The sequence below is a fragment of the Nonomuraea sp. B1E8 genome, from assembly GCF_039871515.1.
Lineage (GTDB): Bacteria > Actinomycetota > Actinomycetes > Streptosporangiales > Streptosporangiaceae > Nonomuraea.
In genome coordinates, this window is record NZ_JBDPLS010000007.1 from 59,959 (window position 1) to 76,665 (window position 16,707).

The 16,707-nt window shown below is 71.7% G+C and carries 17 protein-coding genes; 11 read left to right on the forward strand and 6 right to left on the reverse strand.

From position 1 onward, the window contains the following. Positions 1 to 45: 45 nt before the first annotated feature. The 5 genes from manD to ABGA98_RS23430 all read right to left on the reverse strand — a co-directional run bounded on the left by manD (position 46) and on the right by ABGA98_RS23430 (position 5,633). On the reverse strand, positions 46 to 1,275 hold the full coding sequence (manD, locus tag ABGA98_RS23410) for a D-mannonate dehydratase ManD (RefSeq protein WP_347620521.1): 1,230 nt from the start codon (positions 1,273 to 1,275) through the stop codon (positions 46 to 48). 93 nt (positions 1,276 to 1,368) lie between these two features. Then, the gene (gene dgoD / locus ABGA98_RS23415; RefSeq protein ID WP_347620522.1) at positions 1,369 to 2,517 is read right to left on the reverse strand and encodes a galactonate dehydratase; all 1,149 of its coding nucleotides are present in this window, start codon (positions 2,515 to 2,517) and stop codon (positions 1,369 to 1,371) included. Positions 2,518 to 2,522: 5 nt separating this feature from the next. Further along, complete coding sequence (locus ABGA98_RS23420; RefSeq protein WP_347620523.1) at positions 2,523 to 3,338, reverse strand: carbohydrate ABC transporter permease; 816 nt, start codon at positions 3,336 to 3,338, stop codon at positions 2,523 to 2,525. Continuing rightward, positions 3,335 to 4,276, reverse strand: coding sequence for a sugar ABC transporter permease (locus ABGA98_RS23425; RefSeq protein ID WP_347620524.1), 942 nt, complete (start codon positions 4,274 to 4,276; stop codon positions 3,335 to 3,337). The genes ABGA98_RS23420 and ABGA98_RS23425 overlap by 4 nt, the downstream gene beginning before the upstream one ends. A 67-nt stretch (positions 4,277 to 4,343) precedes the next feature. Further along, positions 4,344 to 5,633: a sugar ABC transporter substrate-binding protein gene (locus ABGA98_RS23430; protein WP_347620525.1), complete on the reverse strand. Its 1,290-nt coding sequence runs from the start codon at positions 5,631 to 5,633 to the stop codon at positions 4,344 to 4,346. A 138-nt stretch (positions 5,634 to 5,771) separates the two neighbouring features. On the opposite strand from ABGA98_RS23430, the gene ABGA98_RS23435 reads away from it, so the two are divergent. Further along, entirely contained in the window at positions 5,772 to 6,536 is a 765-nt protein-coding gene (locus ABGA98_RS23435) for an FCD domain-containing protein (protein WP_347620526.1), read from the forward strand. Positions 6,537 to 6,583: 47 nt separating this feature from the next. Here ABGA98_RS23435 and ABGA98_RS23440 read toward each other — a convergent pair whose 3' ends face one another. Continuing rightward, positions 6,584 to 7,261: a GntR family transcriptional regulator gene (locus tag ABGA98_RS23440; RefSeq protein ID WP_347620527.1), complete on the reverse strand. Its 678-nt coding sequence runs from the start codon at positions 7,259 to 7,261 to the stop codon at positions 6,584 to 6,586. Between the two features lie 102 nt (positions 7,262 to 7,363). On the opposite strand from ABGA98_RS23440, the gene ABGA98_RS23445 reads away from it, so the two are divergent. The 10 genes from ABGA98_RS23445 to ABGA98_RS23490 all read left to right on the forward strand — a co-directional run bounded on the left by ABGA98_RS23445 (position 7,364) and on the right by ABGA98_RS23490 (position 16,637). Beyond that, entirely contained in the window at positions 7,364 to 8,152 is a 789-nt protein-coding gene (locus ABGA98_RS23445; RefSeq protein ID WP_347620528.1) for an FAD binding domain-containing protein, read from the forward strand. Positions 8,153 to 8,212: 60 nt separating this feature from the next. Then, entirely contained in the window at positions 8,213 to 8,701 is a 489-nt protein-coding gene (locus tag ABGA98_RS23450) for a (2Fe-2S)-binding protein (protein WP_347620529.1), read from the forward strand. Next, positions 8,698 to 10,086 carry a molybdopterin cofactor-binding domain-containing protein gene (locus ABGA98_RS23455; protein WP_347620530.1) on the forward strand — a complete coding sequence of 463 codons (1,389 nt, stop codon included), beginning with the start codon at positions 8,698 to 8,700 and terminating at the stop codon, positions 10,084 to 10,086. Before ABGA98_RS23450 ends, ABGA98_RS23455 begins: the two co-directional genes overlap by 4 nt. 2 nt (positions 10,087 to 10,088) lie before the next feature. Next, on the forward strand, positions 10,089 to 11,102 hold the full coding sequence (locus ABGA98_RS23460) for a molybdopterin cofactor-binding domain-containing protein (protein ID WP_347620531.1): 1,014 nt from the start codon (positions 10,089 to 10,091) through the stop codon (positions 11,100 to 11,102). After that, positions 11,096 to 11,398 (forward strand): EthD family reductase, encoded by a 303-nt coding sequence (locus ABGA98_RS23465; RefSeq protein WP_347620532.1) that lies wholly within the window; start codon positions 11,096 to 11,098, stop codon positions 11,396 to 11,398. Before ABGA98_RS23460 ends, ABGA98_RS23465 begins: the two co-directional genes overlap by 7 nt. Further along, positions 11,395 to 12,255: a MoxR family ATPase gene (locus ABGA98_RS23470; RefSeq protein ID WP_347620533.1), complete on the forward strand. Its 861-nt coding sequence runs from the start codon at positions 11,395 to 11,397 to the stop codon at positions 12,253 to 12,255. Before ABGA98_RS23465 ends, ABGA98_RS23470 begins: the two co-directional genes overlap by 4 nt. Beyond that, complete coding sequence (locus ABGA98_RS23475) at positions 12,248 to 13,453, forward strand: VWA domain-containing protein (RefSeq protein WP_347620534.1); 1,206 nt, start codon at positions 12,248 to 12,250, stop codon at positions 13,451 to 13,453. Before ABGA98_RS23470 ends, ABGA98_RS23475 begins: the two co-directional genes overlap by 8 nt. Next, positions 13,450 to 14,337, forward strand: coding sequence for an amidohydrolase family protein (locus tag ABGA98_RS23480; protein WP_347620535.1), 888 nt, complete (start codon positions 13,450 to 13,452; stop codon positions 14,335 to 14,337). The genes ABGA98_RS23475 and ABGA98_RS23480 overlap by 4 nt, the downstream gene beginning before the upstream one ends. An 81-nt stretch (positions 14,338 to 14,418) precedes the next feature. Further along, entirely contained in the window at positions 14,419 to 15,810 is a 1,392-nt protein-coding gene (locus tag ABGA98_RS23485; RefSeq protein ID WP_347620536.1) for an MFS transporter, read from the forward strand. Next, positions 15,807 to 16,637, forward strand: coding sequence for a ChbG/HpnK family deacetylase (locus ABGA98_RS23490; RefSeq protein ID WP_347620537.1), 831 nt, complete (start codon positions 15,807 to 15,809; stop codon positions 16,635 to 16,637). The genes ABGA98_RS23485 and ABGA98_RS23490 overlap by 4 nt, the downstream gene beginning before the upstream one ends. Positions 16,638 to 16,707 lie beyond the last annotated feature (70 nt).

Sequence of the window (16,707 nt, forward strand, 5' to 3'; positions counted from 1 at the left end):
GGCACGCGTCTGCCCGGCACCGCGATGGGCCGGGCGGACCGGGCCTCACCAGTCGTGGACGGTGCCGTCCTTGAGCCGGTTGAACGGCAGGTACGCCGCCTGGTACGGGAAGCGCGCCGCCGCCTCCTCGTCGAGCTCCACGCCGAGCCCCGGCGACCCGCCCGGGTGCAGGTAGCCGTCGGCGAAGGTGAACGACTGCCGGAACACCTCGTTGGTGGCGGCGCCGTGCTGCATGTACTCCTGGATGCCGAAGTTGTGGATCGCGAGATCCAGGTGCAGGGCTGCGGCCATGCCGACCGGCGAGATGTCGGTCGGGCCGTGGATGCCGGACTTGATCTGGTATTGAGCGGCGTAGTCGAGCAGTTTCCGCATGGCCGTGATCCCGCCGGTGTGGGTGACGGCGGAGCGCACGTAGTCGATGAGCTGCTCGCGGATGAGCGTCTGGTAGTCCCACACGGTGTTGAAGACCTCGCCGATGGCGAGCGGGGTGGTGGTGTGCTGCCGGACCAGGCGCAACGCCTCCTGGTTCTCCGCCGGCGTGCAGTCCTCCAGCCAGAACAGGTCGTACGGTTCGAGCGCCTTGCCGAGCTTGGCGGCCTGGATGGGGGTCATCCGGTGGTGCCCGTCGTGCAGCAGCGGCAGCTCGGGCCCGAACTCGTTCCGCACCGCCTCGAACACGCCGGGCAGGTGGCGCAGGTAGGCGCGGGTGTCCCAGTCCTCCTCCGCGGGGAGCGCGGTGCGCTGGGCCGGCTCGTAGTCGTAGCGCTTGCCGTCGACGCTCGGCTGGGCGGCCACGCCGTACACGGCGTTGATGCCCGGAACGGAGGTCTGCACCCGGATCGAGCGGTATCCCAGCTCCAGGTGCCGGCGGATCGAGTCGAACAGCTCGGGCAGGTCCCGGCCCGAGGCGTGCCCGTACGCCATGATCCCGTTCCTGGAGGCGCCGCCGAGCAGCTGGTAGAGGGGCATCCCGGCGGCCTTGGCCTTGATGTCCCAGAGCGCCACGTCGACGGCCGCGATGGCGGCCATGGTGACGGGCCCGCGCCGCCAGTACGCCGAGCGGTAGAGGAACTGCCAGGTGTCCTCGATGCGGTGCGGGTCGCGCCCGATCAGCAGGGGGACGACGTGGTCGGCCAGGTACGACGCGACCGACAGCTCACGGCCGTTGAGGGTGCCGTCGCCCAGCCCGGTGACCCCGTCATCCGTCGTGATCCTGAGGGTGACGAAGTTGCGGTCGGGACTGGTGACGATGACGTCCGCAGCGGTGATCTTCACGTGGTGCCTTTCTCACGGGTGGTGCGAGCGGGGGACGGGGCCGGGCCGCGGGCCGTGTACGCGCGGCGGCCCCGCTGGTGATGCTGGGACATGTCACCATTCCGCGTAGGAGCCGTCCCGGTGCCGCCACACAGGGCTGCGCCAGGCGTGCCCCTTCTCATCGGCGGCACGGACCTGCGCATCGTCGATCTCGATGCCCAGGCCGGGCGCGGTGAACCGCTCGACGTGCCCGTCCACGAAGGTCAACGGGGTCTTGTCGGCGCAGTAGTCGAGCACGTCGGCGCCGCGGTTGTAGTGGATGCCGAGGCTCTGCTCCTGGATCAGGTAGTTCGGCGTGGCGAAGCCGACCTGCAGGCAGGCCGCGAGCGCGATCGGGCCGAGCGGGCAGTGCGGCGCGAGCTGCACGTCGTACACGTCGGCGAGCGCGGCGATCTTGCGCACCTCGGTGATGCCCCCGGCGTGCGAGAGGTCCGGCTGGGCGACCGCGATGCCGGCCTGGAGGACGGGCAGGAACTCCTGCCGGCTGTAGAGCCGTTCCCCGGTCGACACCGGGACGGTGGTCGAGCGCACGAACTCGCCGATGAGGTGGGAGTTCTCCGGGACGACCGGCTCCTCGATGAACAGCGGCCGGTACGGCTCCAGCAGCGGCGCCAGCCGGCGGGCGTTGGCCAGGGTGAACCGCCCGTGCAGGTCGACGGCGACGTCGCGGTGGTCGCCGAGCACCTCGCGGGCGGCGGCCACCCGGGCGACCACGCCGTCCAGCTCGGCGACCGACGCGACCGGGCTCATCCTGCCGGAGGCGTTCATCTTCACCGCGGTGAGCCCGGCCTCCACCTGGGCGGCGATGTGGTCGCGCACCTCGCCGGGCTCGTCGCCGCCGACCCAGCCGTACACCCGGATGCGGTCCCTGACGGGACCGCCGAGCAGCTGGTGCACGGGGGCGCCGAAGTGTTTGCCCGCGATGTCCCAGAGCGCCTGGTCGAGGCCCGCCACGGCGCTGGCCAGGATGGGGCCGCCCCGGTAGAACGAGCCCTTGGTCATCACCTGCCAGTGGTCCTCGATGCGCAGCGCGTCCCGGCCGGCCAGCAGCTCGGCGAGCTGGTGCACGGCCGCGCGGACCGTCTCGGACCGCCCTTCGCAGGTGGCCTCGCCCCAGCCGACGATGCCGGAGCCGGTCTCCACCCGGACGAAGAGCCAGCGGGGGGCGACCAGGAAGGTCTCGATGCGTGCGATGGTCGTCATGCCGGTCAGCCCTTCGTCGCGCCGGCCGTGAGGCCTGAGACCACGTACTTCTGCACGAACAGCGCGATCACCATGATCGGCAGGGTCACCACGGTGGTGGCCGCCATCAGGCCGCCCCAGTCGATGCTGGCGTAGCCGACGAAGTCGAAGATCGCCACGGGCAGGGTCTTGGTGCCGGCGTCGGAGAGCACGAGCGCGAACATGAAGTTGTTCCAGGAGAAGATGAAGGACAGGATCCCGGCGGTGGCGATCCCCGGCATGGACAGCGGCAGCGTGATGCGCCGGAACGCGCCGATGTGGGTCAGCCCGTCGACCAGCGCCGCCTCCTCCAGCTCCGCCGGCAGGCTGTCGAAATAGCCCATCATGATGTAGACCACCAGCGGCAGCGAGACGAACATGTGGCTGATGATCAGCACCCCGAAGCCGCCGACCATCTTCAGGTTGGAGAAGACGTAGAACCAGGGCACCAGGAGCGAGACGCCGGGGATGACCCGGGCCATCAGCACCACCAGCGCGGACTTCTTCATGGCGAACCGGCTCATCGAGTACGCCGCCGGCAGGCCGAGGACCAGCGAGGCCACGGTCGCGGCGAACGCCACCCAGAGGCTGTTGACGATGAACTCGACGTAGTTGGCCTGCTGGAGCACCTTGGCGTAGTTGGCCACGGTGGGGGAGAAGGCCAGCGCCTTGCCCGGATCGTAGATGTCGACGTTGGTCTTGAACGACGCGGCGATCATCCAGACCAGGGGCGCGATCAGCGTGAGCACCACGACGGTGAGCGCCACCACCCGGAACACCCGGTACGCGGGCCGTGGCCTCATCGCTGGGCCTCCTTGCGCCGGGCGGTCAGGGCCCACATGGCCCCGATGATGATCAGGAAGAAGAGGATGAGGACGGTGGAGGAGACACCGTACTCGTTGTAGTCGAAGCTGAGGCCGTAGGCGTACACGTTGAGGGTCTCCACCTCGTGGAACGAACCGCCGCCCCGCCCCTTGGTGGCGTAGAGGATGTCGAAGGTCTTCAGCGCGTCGATGCCGCGCAGCAGGATCGCCACGGTCAGTGTGGGCGCCAGCAGCGGCAGGGTGACGTGCCGGAACCGTTGCCAGGTGCTGGCGCCGTCGATCCGCGCCGCCTCCTGCGGCTCGTCCGACAGCGATGTCAGCCCGGCCAGCAGGATCAGCGCCACCATCGGCGTCCACTGCCACACGTCGATGAAGATCGTGGTGGGCAGGGCCGTGTACTGGCCGGCGAGCCAGGGCTGCGGCCCGATGCCGAACCAGCCGAGCAGCTGGTTGGCCAGGCCGATGTTCGGGTCGAAGATGAGCCGCCACATCATGCCGACCGCGACGGGGGTGGCGACCAGCGGCAACAGGATGGCGACGCGTACCCACTTCTGGGCCTTGAACGGCCGCCAGAGCAGCAGGGCGATCGCCATTCCGAAGACCACCTCGAACAGCAGCGCGACGCCGGTGAACGCGGCGGTCCTGCCGACGGCGGGCCAGAACCGCGCGGTGTCGGAGAGCACGTCGAGGTAGTTCTGCAGGCCCACGAACTCGCTCTCCGCGCGGACGGACCCCTCGGCGTCGGTCAGGCTGAGGTAGCCGGTCCAGGCCAGGGGGAAGACGAGCAGCGCGGCGACGAAGGTCATCGCGGGCGCGGCGAAGAGCCATTTGCGGTGGTCGTTGACCCAGCGCACCCAGCCGGGCGTGCCCGGGGCGGTGGGGGTGCCGCGCGGCGCCTTGGTCGTGATGGTTGCCATGGGGTCTCCAGGGAGGGGCGGGGTACGCGGGTGGCGGGCGCTCGTTCCCGCCACCCGCGCGTGCCGCTTACTTGGCCTCGTCGTCCAGGAACTTCTGGAACGCGGCGTTCGCCGTGTCGGCGGACGCGGCGGCGTCCTTGCCGGTGATCGCGTCCACGATCGGCTGGCCGACGATCTCGCGGGCCTCGGCGACCTGGACGACCAGCGGCCGGTCATGGCCCACCCCATCCTTGGTGCTGGCCGCGATGGCCTCCGCGAGGTCCTCCGGGAAGGTCGAGGTGCCTTCGGGGTCGGCCCAGACGGAGGTGCGGGCGCCCGGCACGCCGGACTTCTGCTGGGCGAGCGTCTGCTCCTTGCCGGTGGCCCACTCGATGAACTTCCAGGCGTTGTCCGTGTTCTCGGAGCTGTCGTTGATGCCCAGCGCCCACGACGGGATGTTGTACGGCTTGGAACCGGCGGGACCGGCGGGGAACGGGGCGAAGCCCACGTTGTCCGAGACCTTGGACTTGGCCGGGTCGGTGGCGTTCTTGTAGAGCGAGTTCGCCTCGGTGTAGAAGGCGGCCTTGCCCTGGGTGAAGATGGCCATCGCCTCGGGCCAGCCCATGTCGGTGCTGACGTTCGCCGGGCCGGAGTCCTTGATCAGCCCGCCGTAGTAGGCGTACGCCTGCTTGGCCGCCGCGCTGTTGACCGCGGCCTTGCCGCCGCCGTCGACGAAGTCGCCGCCGAAGCTGTAGAGGAAGCTGGAGAACTGGGTGACCGCCGTCGACTTGCCGGTGCGGGAGACGAAGCCGGCGACGTCGGGCTCGGCCGCCTTGATCTTGGCGGCCGCGGCCTTCAGCTCGTCGAGGGTCTTCGGCGGGGCGCTCAGGCCGGCCTTGTCGAGCAGGTCCTTGCGGTAGTAGAGGACCTCCTGCTCGGTGATGATCGGGATCCCGACCGGCTTGCCCTCGTACGTGGTGGCCTCGACCGGGCCGGCCTGGAAGTCGCCGAAGTCCCAGGTCTCGGACTTCACCTGGGCGGACAGGTCGGCGAGGTACTTGTTCTTGGCGAAGAGCTTGCCCTCCTGGAGCGGGCGGTACATCATCACGTCGATGTCGGCCGAGCCGGCGTTCAGCTTGACGTTGTACTGGTCGGAGAGCTGGTCCTCGCCGAGCTGGGTGACCTCGACCTTGAGCCCGGTCTGCTTCTCGAACTCGGGCAGCGCCTTCTTGACGTTCTCCGTCCACACGTGGTTGGCCAGGGTGACCCGGATCGTCTTGGACGCACCGGCGTCGTCGCCGCCACCGCCGCAGGCGGACAGGCCCATGGCCACGACCACGGCCAGAGATGTACCGAATATCGATCGACGTCGTCGCACGTCATCTCGCCTTTCTGTCATGGCCGCCGCCCCCGGGAACAACGCCACGCCCTCTATAGCATCCGCTTAATGCCGGGATGTTAGGACAAATAAGCTGATTTATTCAAGTGTCGACTTCTAACTGATATGCTTTATCCCGTGGATCAGTCTTCTGCCCCAGGGGGCGCACCCACCCCGCGTGCCCCTGCCGAGGCTGGACTGCACGCGCGTGTCCTCGACCACCTCGGCACCGCCATCTGCAGCGGCGAGTTGGCCGCCGGCTCCGTCCTGAGCATCGACGACCTGGTCGACCGCTGCCAGGTCTCCCGCTCGGTGATCCGCGAGGTGCTGCGGGTGCTCGCATCCATGGGGCTCATCGAGTCCCGGCGCCGGGTGGGTGTGATGATCCAGCCCGCCAGGGCGTGGAAGGTCTTCGATCCGCGGGTGATCCGCTGGCGGCTGGCCTCCGACGCCCGGATGGCGCAGCTGCGCTCGATCACCGAGCTGCGCACCGCGATCGAGCCGCACGCCGCCTGGCTGGCCGCCGAGCGGATCGACGACGACGACGCGAGCGAGTTAGTCGGGGTCTCGGCCAAGCTGTGGGCCGCCGGCAAGGCCGGCGACGAGGCGCGCTTCCTCGACCTCGACATCGACTTCCACCGGCGGGTGCTGGCCGCCTCGGGCAACGAGATGTTCGAGGCGCTGCAGCTGATCGTCGCCGAGGTGCTCGCCGGCCGCCACCACTATCACCTGATGCCCCACTACCCGGACGAGCGGGCGTTGCAGCTGCACACCGACGTGGCCCACGCGATCCAGCGGCGCGACGGCGAGCGGGCCAGGCGCGCCATGGTGGAGATCATGGAGCAGGGTTTCGCCGAGATGAGGTCGATGTGGGAGCGCACCGCCGAGCCGGGCGGTGCGTGACGCGGCCGGCCCGTCGCCGAGCGGGTGGGCGTGACCGGCCGGCCCGGTCAGCCCGTCGCTGAGTCGCGCATGCGCCCGTGGGCGTCGTGCGGGAGGTCGGCGTAGTGCCACTGGTGGTCGCGGGCCTGCCGGCACGCCGTCTCCAGGTCGCCGCCCTCGATCGTGGCCAGCAGCTCGGCGTGGTCGCGGACGATGTCGTGCAGGTCGACCTCGGTCGCGACCATCGTGACCGACGTGCGTGCCTCGATCTGCAGGCCCTCCCAGGTCAGCTTGAGCAGCTCGTTGTGCGCGGCCTCGACGATGTGCCGGTGGAAGGACACGCTCGCCCGGGTCGCCGCCTCGCTGTCGCCGCGTACGGCGGCGGCCCGCATCGCCTCCACGTCGGCCCGCAGCGACTCCACCGGCACGGTCCCGGCCAGCAGGGCCAGCCGGGTGGCCGTCTCCTCCAGTGCGGCGCGCACGACATAGCTCTCGCGCAGCGTCTCCTGGATGAAGGGCCGCACGAAGGTGCCCCGGCGCGGCTGGGTCTCCACCAGCCGCATGGCCTCCAGCTCGCGCAGCGCCTCGCGTACGGGCGCCTGGCTGGTGCCGTAGGTGGCCGCGAGCCGCGTCTCCACCAGCCGCTCACCGGGTCTGACCTGGCCGGAGACGATCCTGCCGACCAGTGAGTCGCGGATCTGCCGAGCCAGCGTGAGCCGCGGCAGCTTGGAGGGCTCTTCGGTCACGGGAACGATCCTACCGATTATCGATGAAGACGATCTCTTGACGCCTTCCTGTCGATAATCAATTATCGATAATTAGAGGACCTCGGCGCAAGGAGGCCGCGCATGGCGATCCAGGCGGTGCACGTACCGGAGTCCCTCGACGGCGTGGTCGCCTCCTCGGCGCGGGGCGGTCGGATCATGGGCGGAGGCACGGTCGTCATGCCCCTGGTCGCCAGCGGGTCCGCGGCCGTGACCGAGCTGGTCAGCCTGCGCCGCGCGGGGCTCGGCGGCGTCGAGGTGAACGACGGGGTGGCCACGATCGGGGCGGCGGCCACGCTCACCGCCGTCGGCGAGCACCCCGGCCTCGCCTTCCTGCGGCCGGTGCTGCGCACGATCGCCTCACCGACCATCAGGAACCAGGCCACCGTGGGCGGCAACCTGTTCGTCGCGCAGCCGTACGGCGACCTGGCCGTCTGCCTGCTCGCCCTCGACGCGACCTGCGAGATCGCCGGCCCGGCCGGCCGGAGAGAAGCGCCGGTGGCCGACGTCCTGGCCGCCGGGGTCGCCGCGGGCGAGGTCGTCGTCGCCGTACGGCTCACGCTGCCGGAGCCGGGCGCCTGGCACTACCACAAGGCCATGCGCCGCCGCCTGAACTCGGCGGCCATCGTCACCGTCGCCTCCGTCACCTCGGGCGGCGACCGCCGGATCGCGCTGGGCGGCCTCGCTCCGCGTCCCGTGCGCGCGGTGTCCGCGGAACGCCTGCTGAGCGACCGGCCGCTGACACCGGAGAGCCTCACCGAGGCGGGCGAGGCGGCCCGCGCCGACATCGACCCCTTCGACGACGCCTACGCCAGCGCGTGGTACCGGGCGCGAGTCCTGCCCGTGCACCTGCGCCGTGCCTTCCTCCCGTGAAGGGCCCGCGCCGGCCGTGTACTTCCCCCGTGAAGCACCCGCACCAGAAGAGGTGGGATCGTGCCGTCACAGATCGTCTCGCTCGTCGTCAACGGTGAGCGGCGGGAGTTCATCGCCGCGCCGGGGACCACGCTGCTCGCCTGCCTGCGCGAATCGCTGGGCCTGATCGCGGCCAAACGAGGCTGCGCGCAGGGAGCCTGCGGCACCTGCACGGTCCTCGTCGACGGCCGGCCCGAGGCCGCCTGCCTGGTCGCGGTGGAGACCGTCGCGGGCGGGTCCGTCCGCACGCTGGAGGGCGTCACCGCCGGGGGCGAGCTGGACGAGGTGCAGAGTGCCTTCATCGACTGCTTCGCCACCCAGTGCGGCTTCTGCACCTCCGGCATGATCATGGTCGCCGAGGCGCTGCTCGACCGGAACCCCGACCCGAGCGAGGACGACGTCATCGAGGCGATCTCGGGCAACGTCTGCCGGTGCACCGGCTACCGGCCCATCGTGGTCGCCGTCATGGAGGCGGCCAGGCGGCGCCGGGAGCAGGAGGTGCCGCGATGATGTACCGGCCCGCCCCCATCGACACCGGCGCCTTCGCGGCCGAGCGGGACGCCGGCCACCTCACCGTCATCGGCTCGGTGGTGCAGCGCTCCGACGCGCGCGGGCACGTCACGGGCCGCACCGAGTTCTTCGAGGACGTGGCTCCGCCGCGGCTCGCGCACCTCAAGATGCACCGCTCGGCCCGGCACCACGCGAGGATCGCCCACGTGGACGTGACCGGGGCGCTGGCCGTGCCCGGCGTGCTGCGCGTCCTCACCCACGCCGACGTCCCGAACAACGTCTACACCGTGCTCAAGCTGATCGGCGTCGAGCCGGACGACGAGCCCGTCCTCGCCGTGGACAAGGTGCGCTACCTCGGCGAGCCCATCTGCGCCGTGGTCGCCGAGACCGAGGCGGCCGCGCTGGAGGGCGCGGCCAGGATCGAGGTCGGCTACGAGGACCTGCCGCCCGTCTTCGACGTCGAGGAGGCGCTGAAGGAGGGCGCGCCGCTGGTCAACGAGTACCAGGGGCAGAACCACTTCGTCTACGAGGGCCACCACTGCCGGCGGATCCGGTTCGGCGACGTGGAGGAGGCGTTCGGCCGGGCCGACCACGTCTTCGAGTGGCGCTACCAGTCGTCGCCGATCGAGCAGGCACCGGTCGAGACCACCGGCTGCGTCGTCGTCCCGCAGGCCGACGGGCGGCTGCGCATCCACTCCGACACCCAGGCGTGCTTCTTCACCCTGGACAACACCGCGCTGATCCTGGGCGTGCCGTTCAACAGGCTGCGCATCGTGGGCGGGACGGTCGGCGGCGGCTTCGGCGGCAAGGTGGACGTGGTGGCCGAGCCGATCGCGTGCGTCGCCGCGATGGCGGTCGACCGCCCCGTCAAGTACGTCTACGACCGGGCCGAGGAGATGCAGGTCTCCTCGCCGCGCGCGGCCGAGCGCATCTTCATCAAGGACGCCGTGATGGACGACGGCCGCATCATCGGCCGCAAGGTCACCCTGTACGTCGACGCCGGCGCGTACGCCCGCCACAGCCCGTACGGCACCACCAAGGCCGCCGCGCACCTGCCCGGCCCCTACGCCATCCCCAACGTGTGGGCCGACTGCCACTGCGTGTTCACCAACCGCACGCCGTCCAGCGCCATGCGCGGGTTCGGCGTGACCATCGCCGACTTCGCGCTGGAGTCGCAGATGGACCGGATCGCCCGAGCCCTCGACATGGACCCGCTCCAGCTCCGGCTGCTCAACGCCTACCGCGACGGCGACCTCAAGGCCCACCGCAAGATCGCCGAGGGCACGGCCCTGGTCGAGGTGATCCAGAAGGCGGCGGAGCTGGCCGGGCACGAGCTGCCCGAGGCGTACCGCAGGATGTCCTCCACGACCCGAGAGGGGCTGTAGCGATGGCGAAGCTGCGCGGCCGGGGGTACGCGTCGGTGAACTACCCCACCGGCATGAACCTGGGCGGCGACCCCTCGCAGGCGCTGATCCACGCCACGACCACCGGCACGTTCGTGGTCTCGCTGTCCTCGGTGGACCTGGGCCAGGGCATCAAGACGATCGCCGCCCAGTGCGCCGCGGAGACGCTCGGCCTGCCGGTCGGGAACGTGCTCGTCGACACCGCCGACACCGACACCGGCCCGCACTGCATGGGCACCTTCGCCAGCCGCGGCAGCCACCGCGTCGGCAACGCCGTCATCATGGCCGCGGCCGAGGCGCGCGGCGTGATGCTGGAGGTGGCCGCCGAGGAACTGGAGGTCGACGCCGCGGACCTGGAGACCGACGGCAGCGGCTTCGTCATGGTCAAGGGCGCGCAGGACAAGCGCGTCCACGTCACCGACCTGGCCATGGCCGCGCACTTCAAGCACGGGCGGACGATCTCCGGCCGCGGTGTCTACCTCAAGGAGCCGAGCGCGCCCGTGCCCGAGACGGGGGAGATGGACCCCGACTCCTGCCAGGCGCACGCGTGCACGGTCGCCGTCGTCGAGGTCGACGACGAGACCGGGGTGGTCGAGGTGCTGGAGCTGTTCAACACGTACGAGGTGGGCAGGGCGCTCAACCCGGCCATGGCGACGCAGCAGGTGGAGGGCGGGGCGTGGATGGGCGTGTCGCACGCCCTGTTCGAGACCACCGAGCCGTACTACCCGCTCCGCGACCACGGCCCACGCGACTTCGCCGGCTACCTGATGCCGGGGCCCGCCGACCTCCCGGTCCAGCACAGCCTGCTGCTGGAGCGCCCGGCCGCGAACGGGCCGTACGGGGCGAAGGGGATCGGCGAGATGACGGCCAACGCCCCGATCCCGGCCATCGCCAACGCGATCTTCGACGCCTGCGGCGTGCGCCTGACGGCGATGCCGTTCACCCCGGAACGCGTCCTGCGAGGGCTGGACGCCTTGAGGACGGAGGAACCATGCTGAAGGTCATGTCGCTGCTCAAGCGCGCCGAGGGCCTGTCCCGCGAGGAGTACGCCACGTGGGCCCTGGAGGAACACGTCGCGTTCGCCAGGAAGCTGCCCGGCCTGCGCAAGTACACGGTCAACGTCGTCAACGGCGACGACGCGGCGTACGACTCGGTGCACGAGCTGTACTTCGACGACGAGGACGCCCGCGCCGCCGCGTTCGGCTCCGAGCACGGCAGGGCGGCGGCGGCCGACGCGTCCGCGCACACCTCCTCGCGCATCCACCTGCTGACCACCGAGCACGCGCAGCTGTGACCCCCGGCCCCGGCGAGCTGGCCGCGGCGCTCGAGAGGGAGGGCTATTTCGCGGACGAAGGGTTGTCCACGGCCATCCACCTGGCGCTGCGCCTGAGGCGGCCGCTGCTGCTGGAGGGCGAGCCGGGCGTCGGGAAGACCGAGGTGGCCTCGGTGCTGTCGCGGATCACCGGCCTGGAGCTGATCCGCCTGCAGTGCTTCGAAGGGCTGGACTCGGGCCAGGCCCTCTACGAGTGGGACCACCCCAAGCAGCTGCTCCACGTCCGGGTGGCCGAGAGCCGCGGCCAGGACGCCGGAGACCTGTACCGCGAGGAGTTCCTGCTGCGCCGTCCGCTGCTGCGCGCCGTGCAGGCCGAGCGGGGCGCGGTGCTGCTGATCGACGAGATCGACCGGGCCGACAGCGAGTTCGAGGCGTTCCTGCTGGAGTTCCTCGGCGACCACCAGATCACGATCCCGGAGCTCGGCACCGTGCGGGCGGGCACGCCGCCGATCGTGGTGCTGACCTCCAACCGGACGCGCGAGCTGCACGACGCGCTCAAGCGGCGCTGCCTCTACCACTGGATCGCCTTCCCGGAGCCGGGACGCGAGCGGGCGATCCTCCGTGCGTCCGTGCCCGGGCTGGAGGAGCGGGCGGCCGACGGGCTCGTCCGGGCGGTCCAGCGCGTACGAGGGCTGCCGCTGCTCAAGCGGCCCGGCATCGCCGAGTCGGTGGAGTGGGCCCGCGGCGCCCTGGCGCTGGCGGAGGGCGGCGAATCGTGGCCCCTGGCCCTGCGCCGGGCCCTCGGCCTGCTGATCAAGGACGAGGAGGACACCCGGCTCCTCCTCGGCCACGCCGAGGACGTGTTCAGCGATGCCTGACGCCCGCTCGAGTGGCTGGACGGGGGCCGATCCGGCCGGGCTCGCCGCGGATCACCTGTGGGGGTTCCTGGCCGCGCTGCGCGAGGCCGGGCTCCGCACCGCGCAGGCCAAGCGGGCCGACCTGCTGCGCGTGGTCGCGGAGTCCCCGCCGTCCGGCATGACCGCGCTGTACTGGTCCGCCCGGATCATCCTGCTCCAGGACGTGGCCGACCTGCCCGCCTTCGACCGCGTCTTCGACGCCTGGTTCCGGTACGGCGCCCCCGGCGACCCGCCGATACCGAGGGACGACGGCGTACCGTCTCCCGGCGGTCCCGGCGAGGACGACCCGCCGCCCCGCGAGGCACGGCCGGGCGACGGCACCGAGGCCAGCACCCTGAGCACCTACGGCACGCGGGACTTCGGCCGGACCCGCGAGCGCACGCTCATGCGCGCCCTCGAAGCCGCCTGGCCCGCCGCGCTGCCCGCCACCGCGTCACGGCGCCGCCGCCCGGCCCGGTCGGGCGGCTGGTCGGGCGGCAGGCTGGACGTGCGGCACGCGTGGCGGCGCGCCCACCGCCACGACGGCGAGATCGTCGAACTGCGCCGCCTTGCCCGCCCGCCCCGCCCCCGCCGCCTGCTCATCCTGGTCGACGTCTCGGGCTCGCTGCGGCAGCACACCCCGGACCTCCTGCGGGTGGCGCACACCGCGCTGCGCGCCGCGCCGGCCCGCACCGAGGTGTTCACCTTCGGCACCCGGCTCACCCGGATCACCGCCGCGCTGGCGCACCCGCACGCCGACCAGGCGCTGACGTCGGTGTCGGCGCTGGTCACGGACGCCGACGGAGGCACGGCCATCGGCGCGTCACTGGCACGTTTCCTGGCCAACCCGCGCTTCGCCGCGCTCGCCCGCGGCGCGCTCGTGATCGTCCTGTCCGACGGGCTCGAACGCGGCGACCCCGCCCCCATGGTCCGCGCCACCGCCCGGCTGTCGCGGCTCGGCCACCGGCTCGTCTGGTGGTCCCCGCCGGCCTGCTCGCCCGCCTACCGCCCCGCCACGCGCGCCATGTCCGCCCAGCTTCCGAGCCTCGATCACCTCGGCGGCGTCCGCGACCTGGCCACCGCGCTGGACGAGGTGCGCCGCCTGCCCGCCGTCCTGTCCGGCCGCCGCCACACCGCGGCGCGCCACTGGCCCACGACCCCCTCGGGAGCACCGCGATGACCGGGATCGTCGACTCGCACCACCACATCTGGCGCGCCGCCGACCTGCCCTGGCTGCAAGGGGAGATGGTCCCGCGCATCTTCGGCCCGTACGAGCCGATCCGCCGCGACTACCTCGTCTCCGAGTATGTCGAGGAGGCGGCCCCCTGCGGCATCTCCTCGGCGGTCTACGTCCAGGCCAACTGGCCGCTCGACCGCTCCGTGGACGAGGTGCGCCGGCTGCGGGACGTCCATGCCGAGACCGGCTGGCCCACCGCCGTGGTGGGCTGCGCCGACCTCTTCGCCGACGACGCCCCCGACGTGCTGCGCCGCCAGGCCGCCCTCACCCCGCTCGTCCGCGGCACCCGGCTGCAACTGCACTGGCACGAGCGGCCCGAGTTCCGCTTCGCCGCCGCCCCCGACCGCATGAGGGACCCCGTCTTCCGGCGCAACCTCGCCGTGGTCGCCGACCTCGGCTGGTTGTTCGAGCTCCAGGTGTTCCCCGCCCAGATGGCCGACGCCGCCGAGCTGGTGGCCGGCTTCCCGCAGCTGACGTTCGTCCTCGTCCACGCCGGGATGCCGGTGGACTCCGCCCCGCCCGCCGTCGCGGAGTGGACGCGAGGGCTGCGGCTGCTCGCCGAACTCCCCAACGTCGTGGTGAAGCTCACCGGCCAGGGCACCTTCGTGCACCGCGTGGACCGGCCGCTCATCGAGCGGGTGGCGACCACGTGCCTGGACCTGTTCGGCTCCGGCCGCTGCATGTGGGGCAGCAACTTCCCCGTCGAGAAGCTCTGGACCGACCTGCCCACCCTGCTGTCCACCTGGCAGGACGCGCTCGCGGGGCGGTCCGCCGGCGAGATCCGCGACGTCTTCGCGGCGACGGCCACGCGCGTCTACCGACTCTGACCCTCGCGAACGCCACGATCCCACCGTTGACATCCTGTGCCGGTTGTCTGCATCGTCAGCATCAGCAAGGAAGGTGATCGTGTGTCCCAGCCCGGTGAGGGCGCCGCCCCGGGGCGGACTCCCGCGTGGCGCTACGCCATCGGGATGTTCGGCACGTCCATCCCGATCAACATGATCAAGGGATCGACGATCCTCTTCTACGTCGACATCCTCGGGCTCGACGTACGCGCGTACGGCGTGGTCATGGTGATCTACGCGGTCATCGACGCGCTCGACAACCCGCTGCTCGGCCACCTCTCCGACCGCACCAGGAGCCGGTTCGGCAGGCGCCGGCCCTGGCTGCTCGCCGGCGCGCCGATGCTCGCCGCCTGCATGATCGCGTTCTTCTCCGCGCCCGACTCCCTGCAGGGCATCGGCCTCGTGCTCTGGTTCGCGGTGTTCGCGATCCTGTGTGAGGCTTTCGACTCGATGCTCAACGCGAACTACGGCGCGCTGCTCCCCGAGCTCTATCCGCGCGAGCGCGACCGCGCCGTCGCCAACAGCCTGCGCCAGGGCTTCCAGCTCGTGGCGCTCGTGATCTCGCTCGCGGTCACCCCGCTGCTCACGACGAGCGTGTTCGGCACCGAGCAGTCCACCCGGGGCTTCCAGATCACCGCCGTCATCTACGGTGCGATCGCGCTCGTCGTGATCGTGTTCATGGCGCTCGGAGCCCGCGAGCGTCCCCGCTACTCCACGCGCGAGCGGCCGCGGCTGCTGCCGAGCGTGTGGTCGATCGTGCGCAACCCGATGTTCTGGACGGTCGGGCTCACCGGCGCCTGCTACGGGATGGCCATGGCGCTGGTGTTGTCGGGCATCCAGCTGTACGTCCGCTACTCGCTCGGGCTGCCGGTCGGCAACGCGCTCTACCTGCAGGGCATCGTCATCCTCATCTCGGCGGGCGGCCTCGTCGTGTGGACGCGCGTCGTCGCGCGCCGCGGCGCCCTCTGGGCCTGGCGGCTGGCCTTCGCGGTCCTCGCGGCCGGCTTCGCCGCCCTGTTCCTCGCCACCGGCCTCCTCACCGCGATCGCCGCGGGCGTGCTCGTCGGGGCCGGCTGGTCGGGCATGCTCGCGACGAACGACCTCATCGTCGCGCGCGTGCTGGACGCCGACGCGGCCCGCAACGGGGAGCACCGCGAAGGGCTCTTCCTGTCCGCGTTCGGCTTCTTCGGCCGGCTCAACGGGATCGTGACCGGGCTCGCGCTCACCTCGCTGGGTGTGTTCTTCGGCTACAACTCGGGTGACGATCCCGGCGCCGATCCGGGGCTCGCGTTCCGGATGTACCTGTGCGTCTATCCGTTCGTGCTGACGGCGATCGGCGCGGTCGCGGCGCGACTCGTCTCCGTCCCGGTCGAGCCGCCGCCCGGGGCGGCCGAGCCGGTCGGGCCGCCGTCCACCGGCCCTGCGGACGAGCCGGCCGCGGAGCGTCCCCGATGACCCGCCGCGTCGTGATCACGGCCGACGACCTCGGCAGGGAGCAGGGCACGACGGAGGTCATCGTCGCGCTGCTGGCCGAGGGACACGTCACCGCGACGACGCTCATCTGCGTCTCGCCCGCCGCCGGGCAGGCCGCGTCCCAGGTCGGCGAGCTCGGCGTCGTGCCGCGGCTGCACGTGACGCTCACGAGCGAGCGCGGGCTCCCGCGCTGGCGGCCGCTCAACGGCGCGGCATGCCTGGCCGACCACGACGGGACGCTCCACGACGATCCGTTCGTTCTCGGAGCCCGAGGCGAGGCGCGCGACGTCATGGAGGAGGCGGAGGCGCAGCTGCGCTGGATGCGCGGCCGGAGCCTGGCGCCCCAGGCGGCCGACTCCCACGCCGGCACCCTCTACGGCCTGCACGGCCGGTCATGGCTCACCGAGACGCTCGAATGGTGCGCGCGCCACGGCCTCGCCTTCCGGCTGCCGCGCGACCCCGAGCCGTACATCGGAGGGCCGCTCCCGCCGCAACTCGCGGAGGCACACGAGCGCGCCGTCGCCCTCGCCGACACGCTCGGCGTGGCCATCCCGCAGACGATCGCGACCAACCGGCGCACGGCAGACGAGCTCGGCGCCTACGAGCGGCTCCGCGACGACTACCTCCGCCGGCTCGCCGCACTCCCCGAGGGCACGAGCGAGTTGTTCCTGCACCCGTCGCGCGAGGACGCGGTCACAGGGCCGGACGGCATCGTACGGGCTTGGGAGGCGCGGTTGCTGCGTGACCCCGTCTGGCACGACGCGCTCGAGAAGGAGGGCGTCGAACTCGCCGGAGGCTGGTGGGACTGAGGGGCGCGCGGCCATGGAGATCGTTGGACAACGCGCCGCGTCCTCCGGGATAATCGGTGCCCGAGCAGCC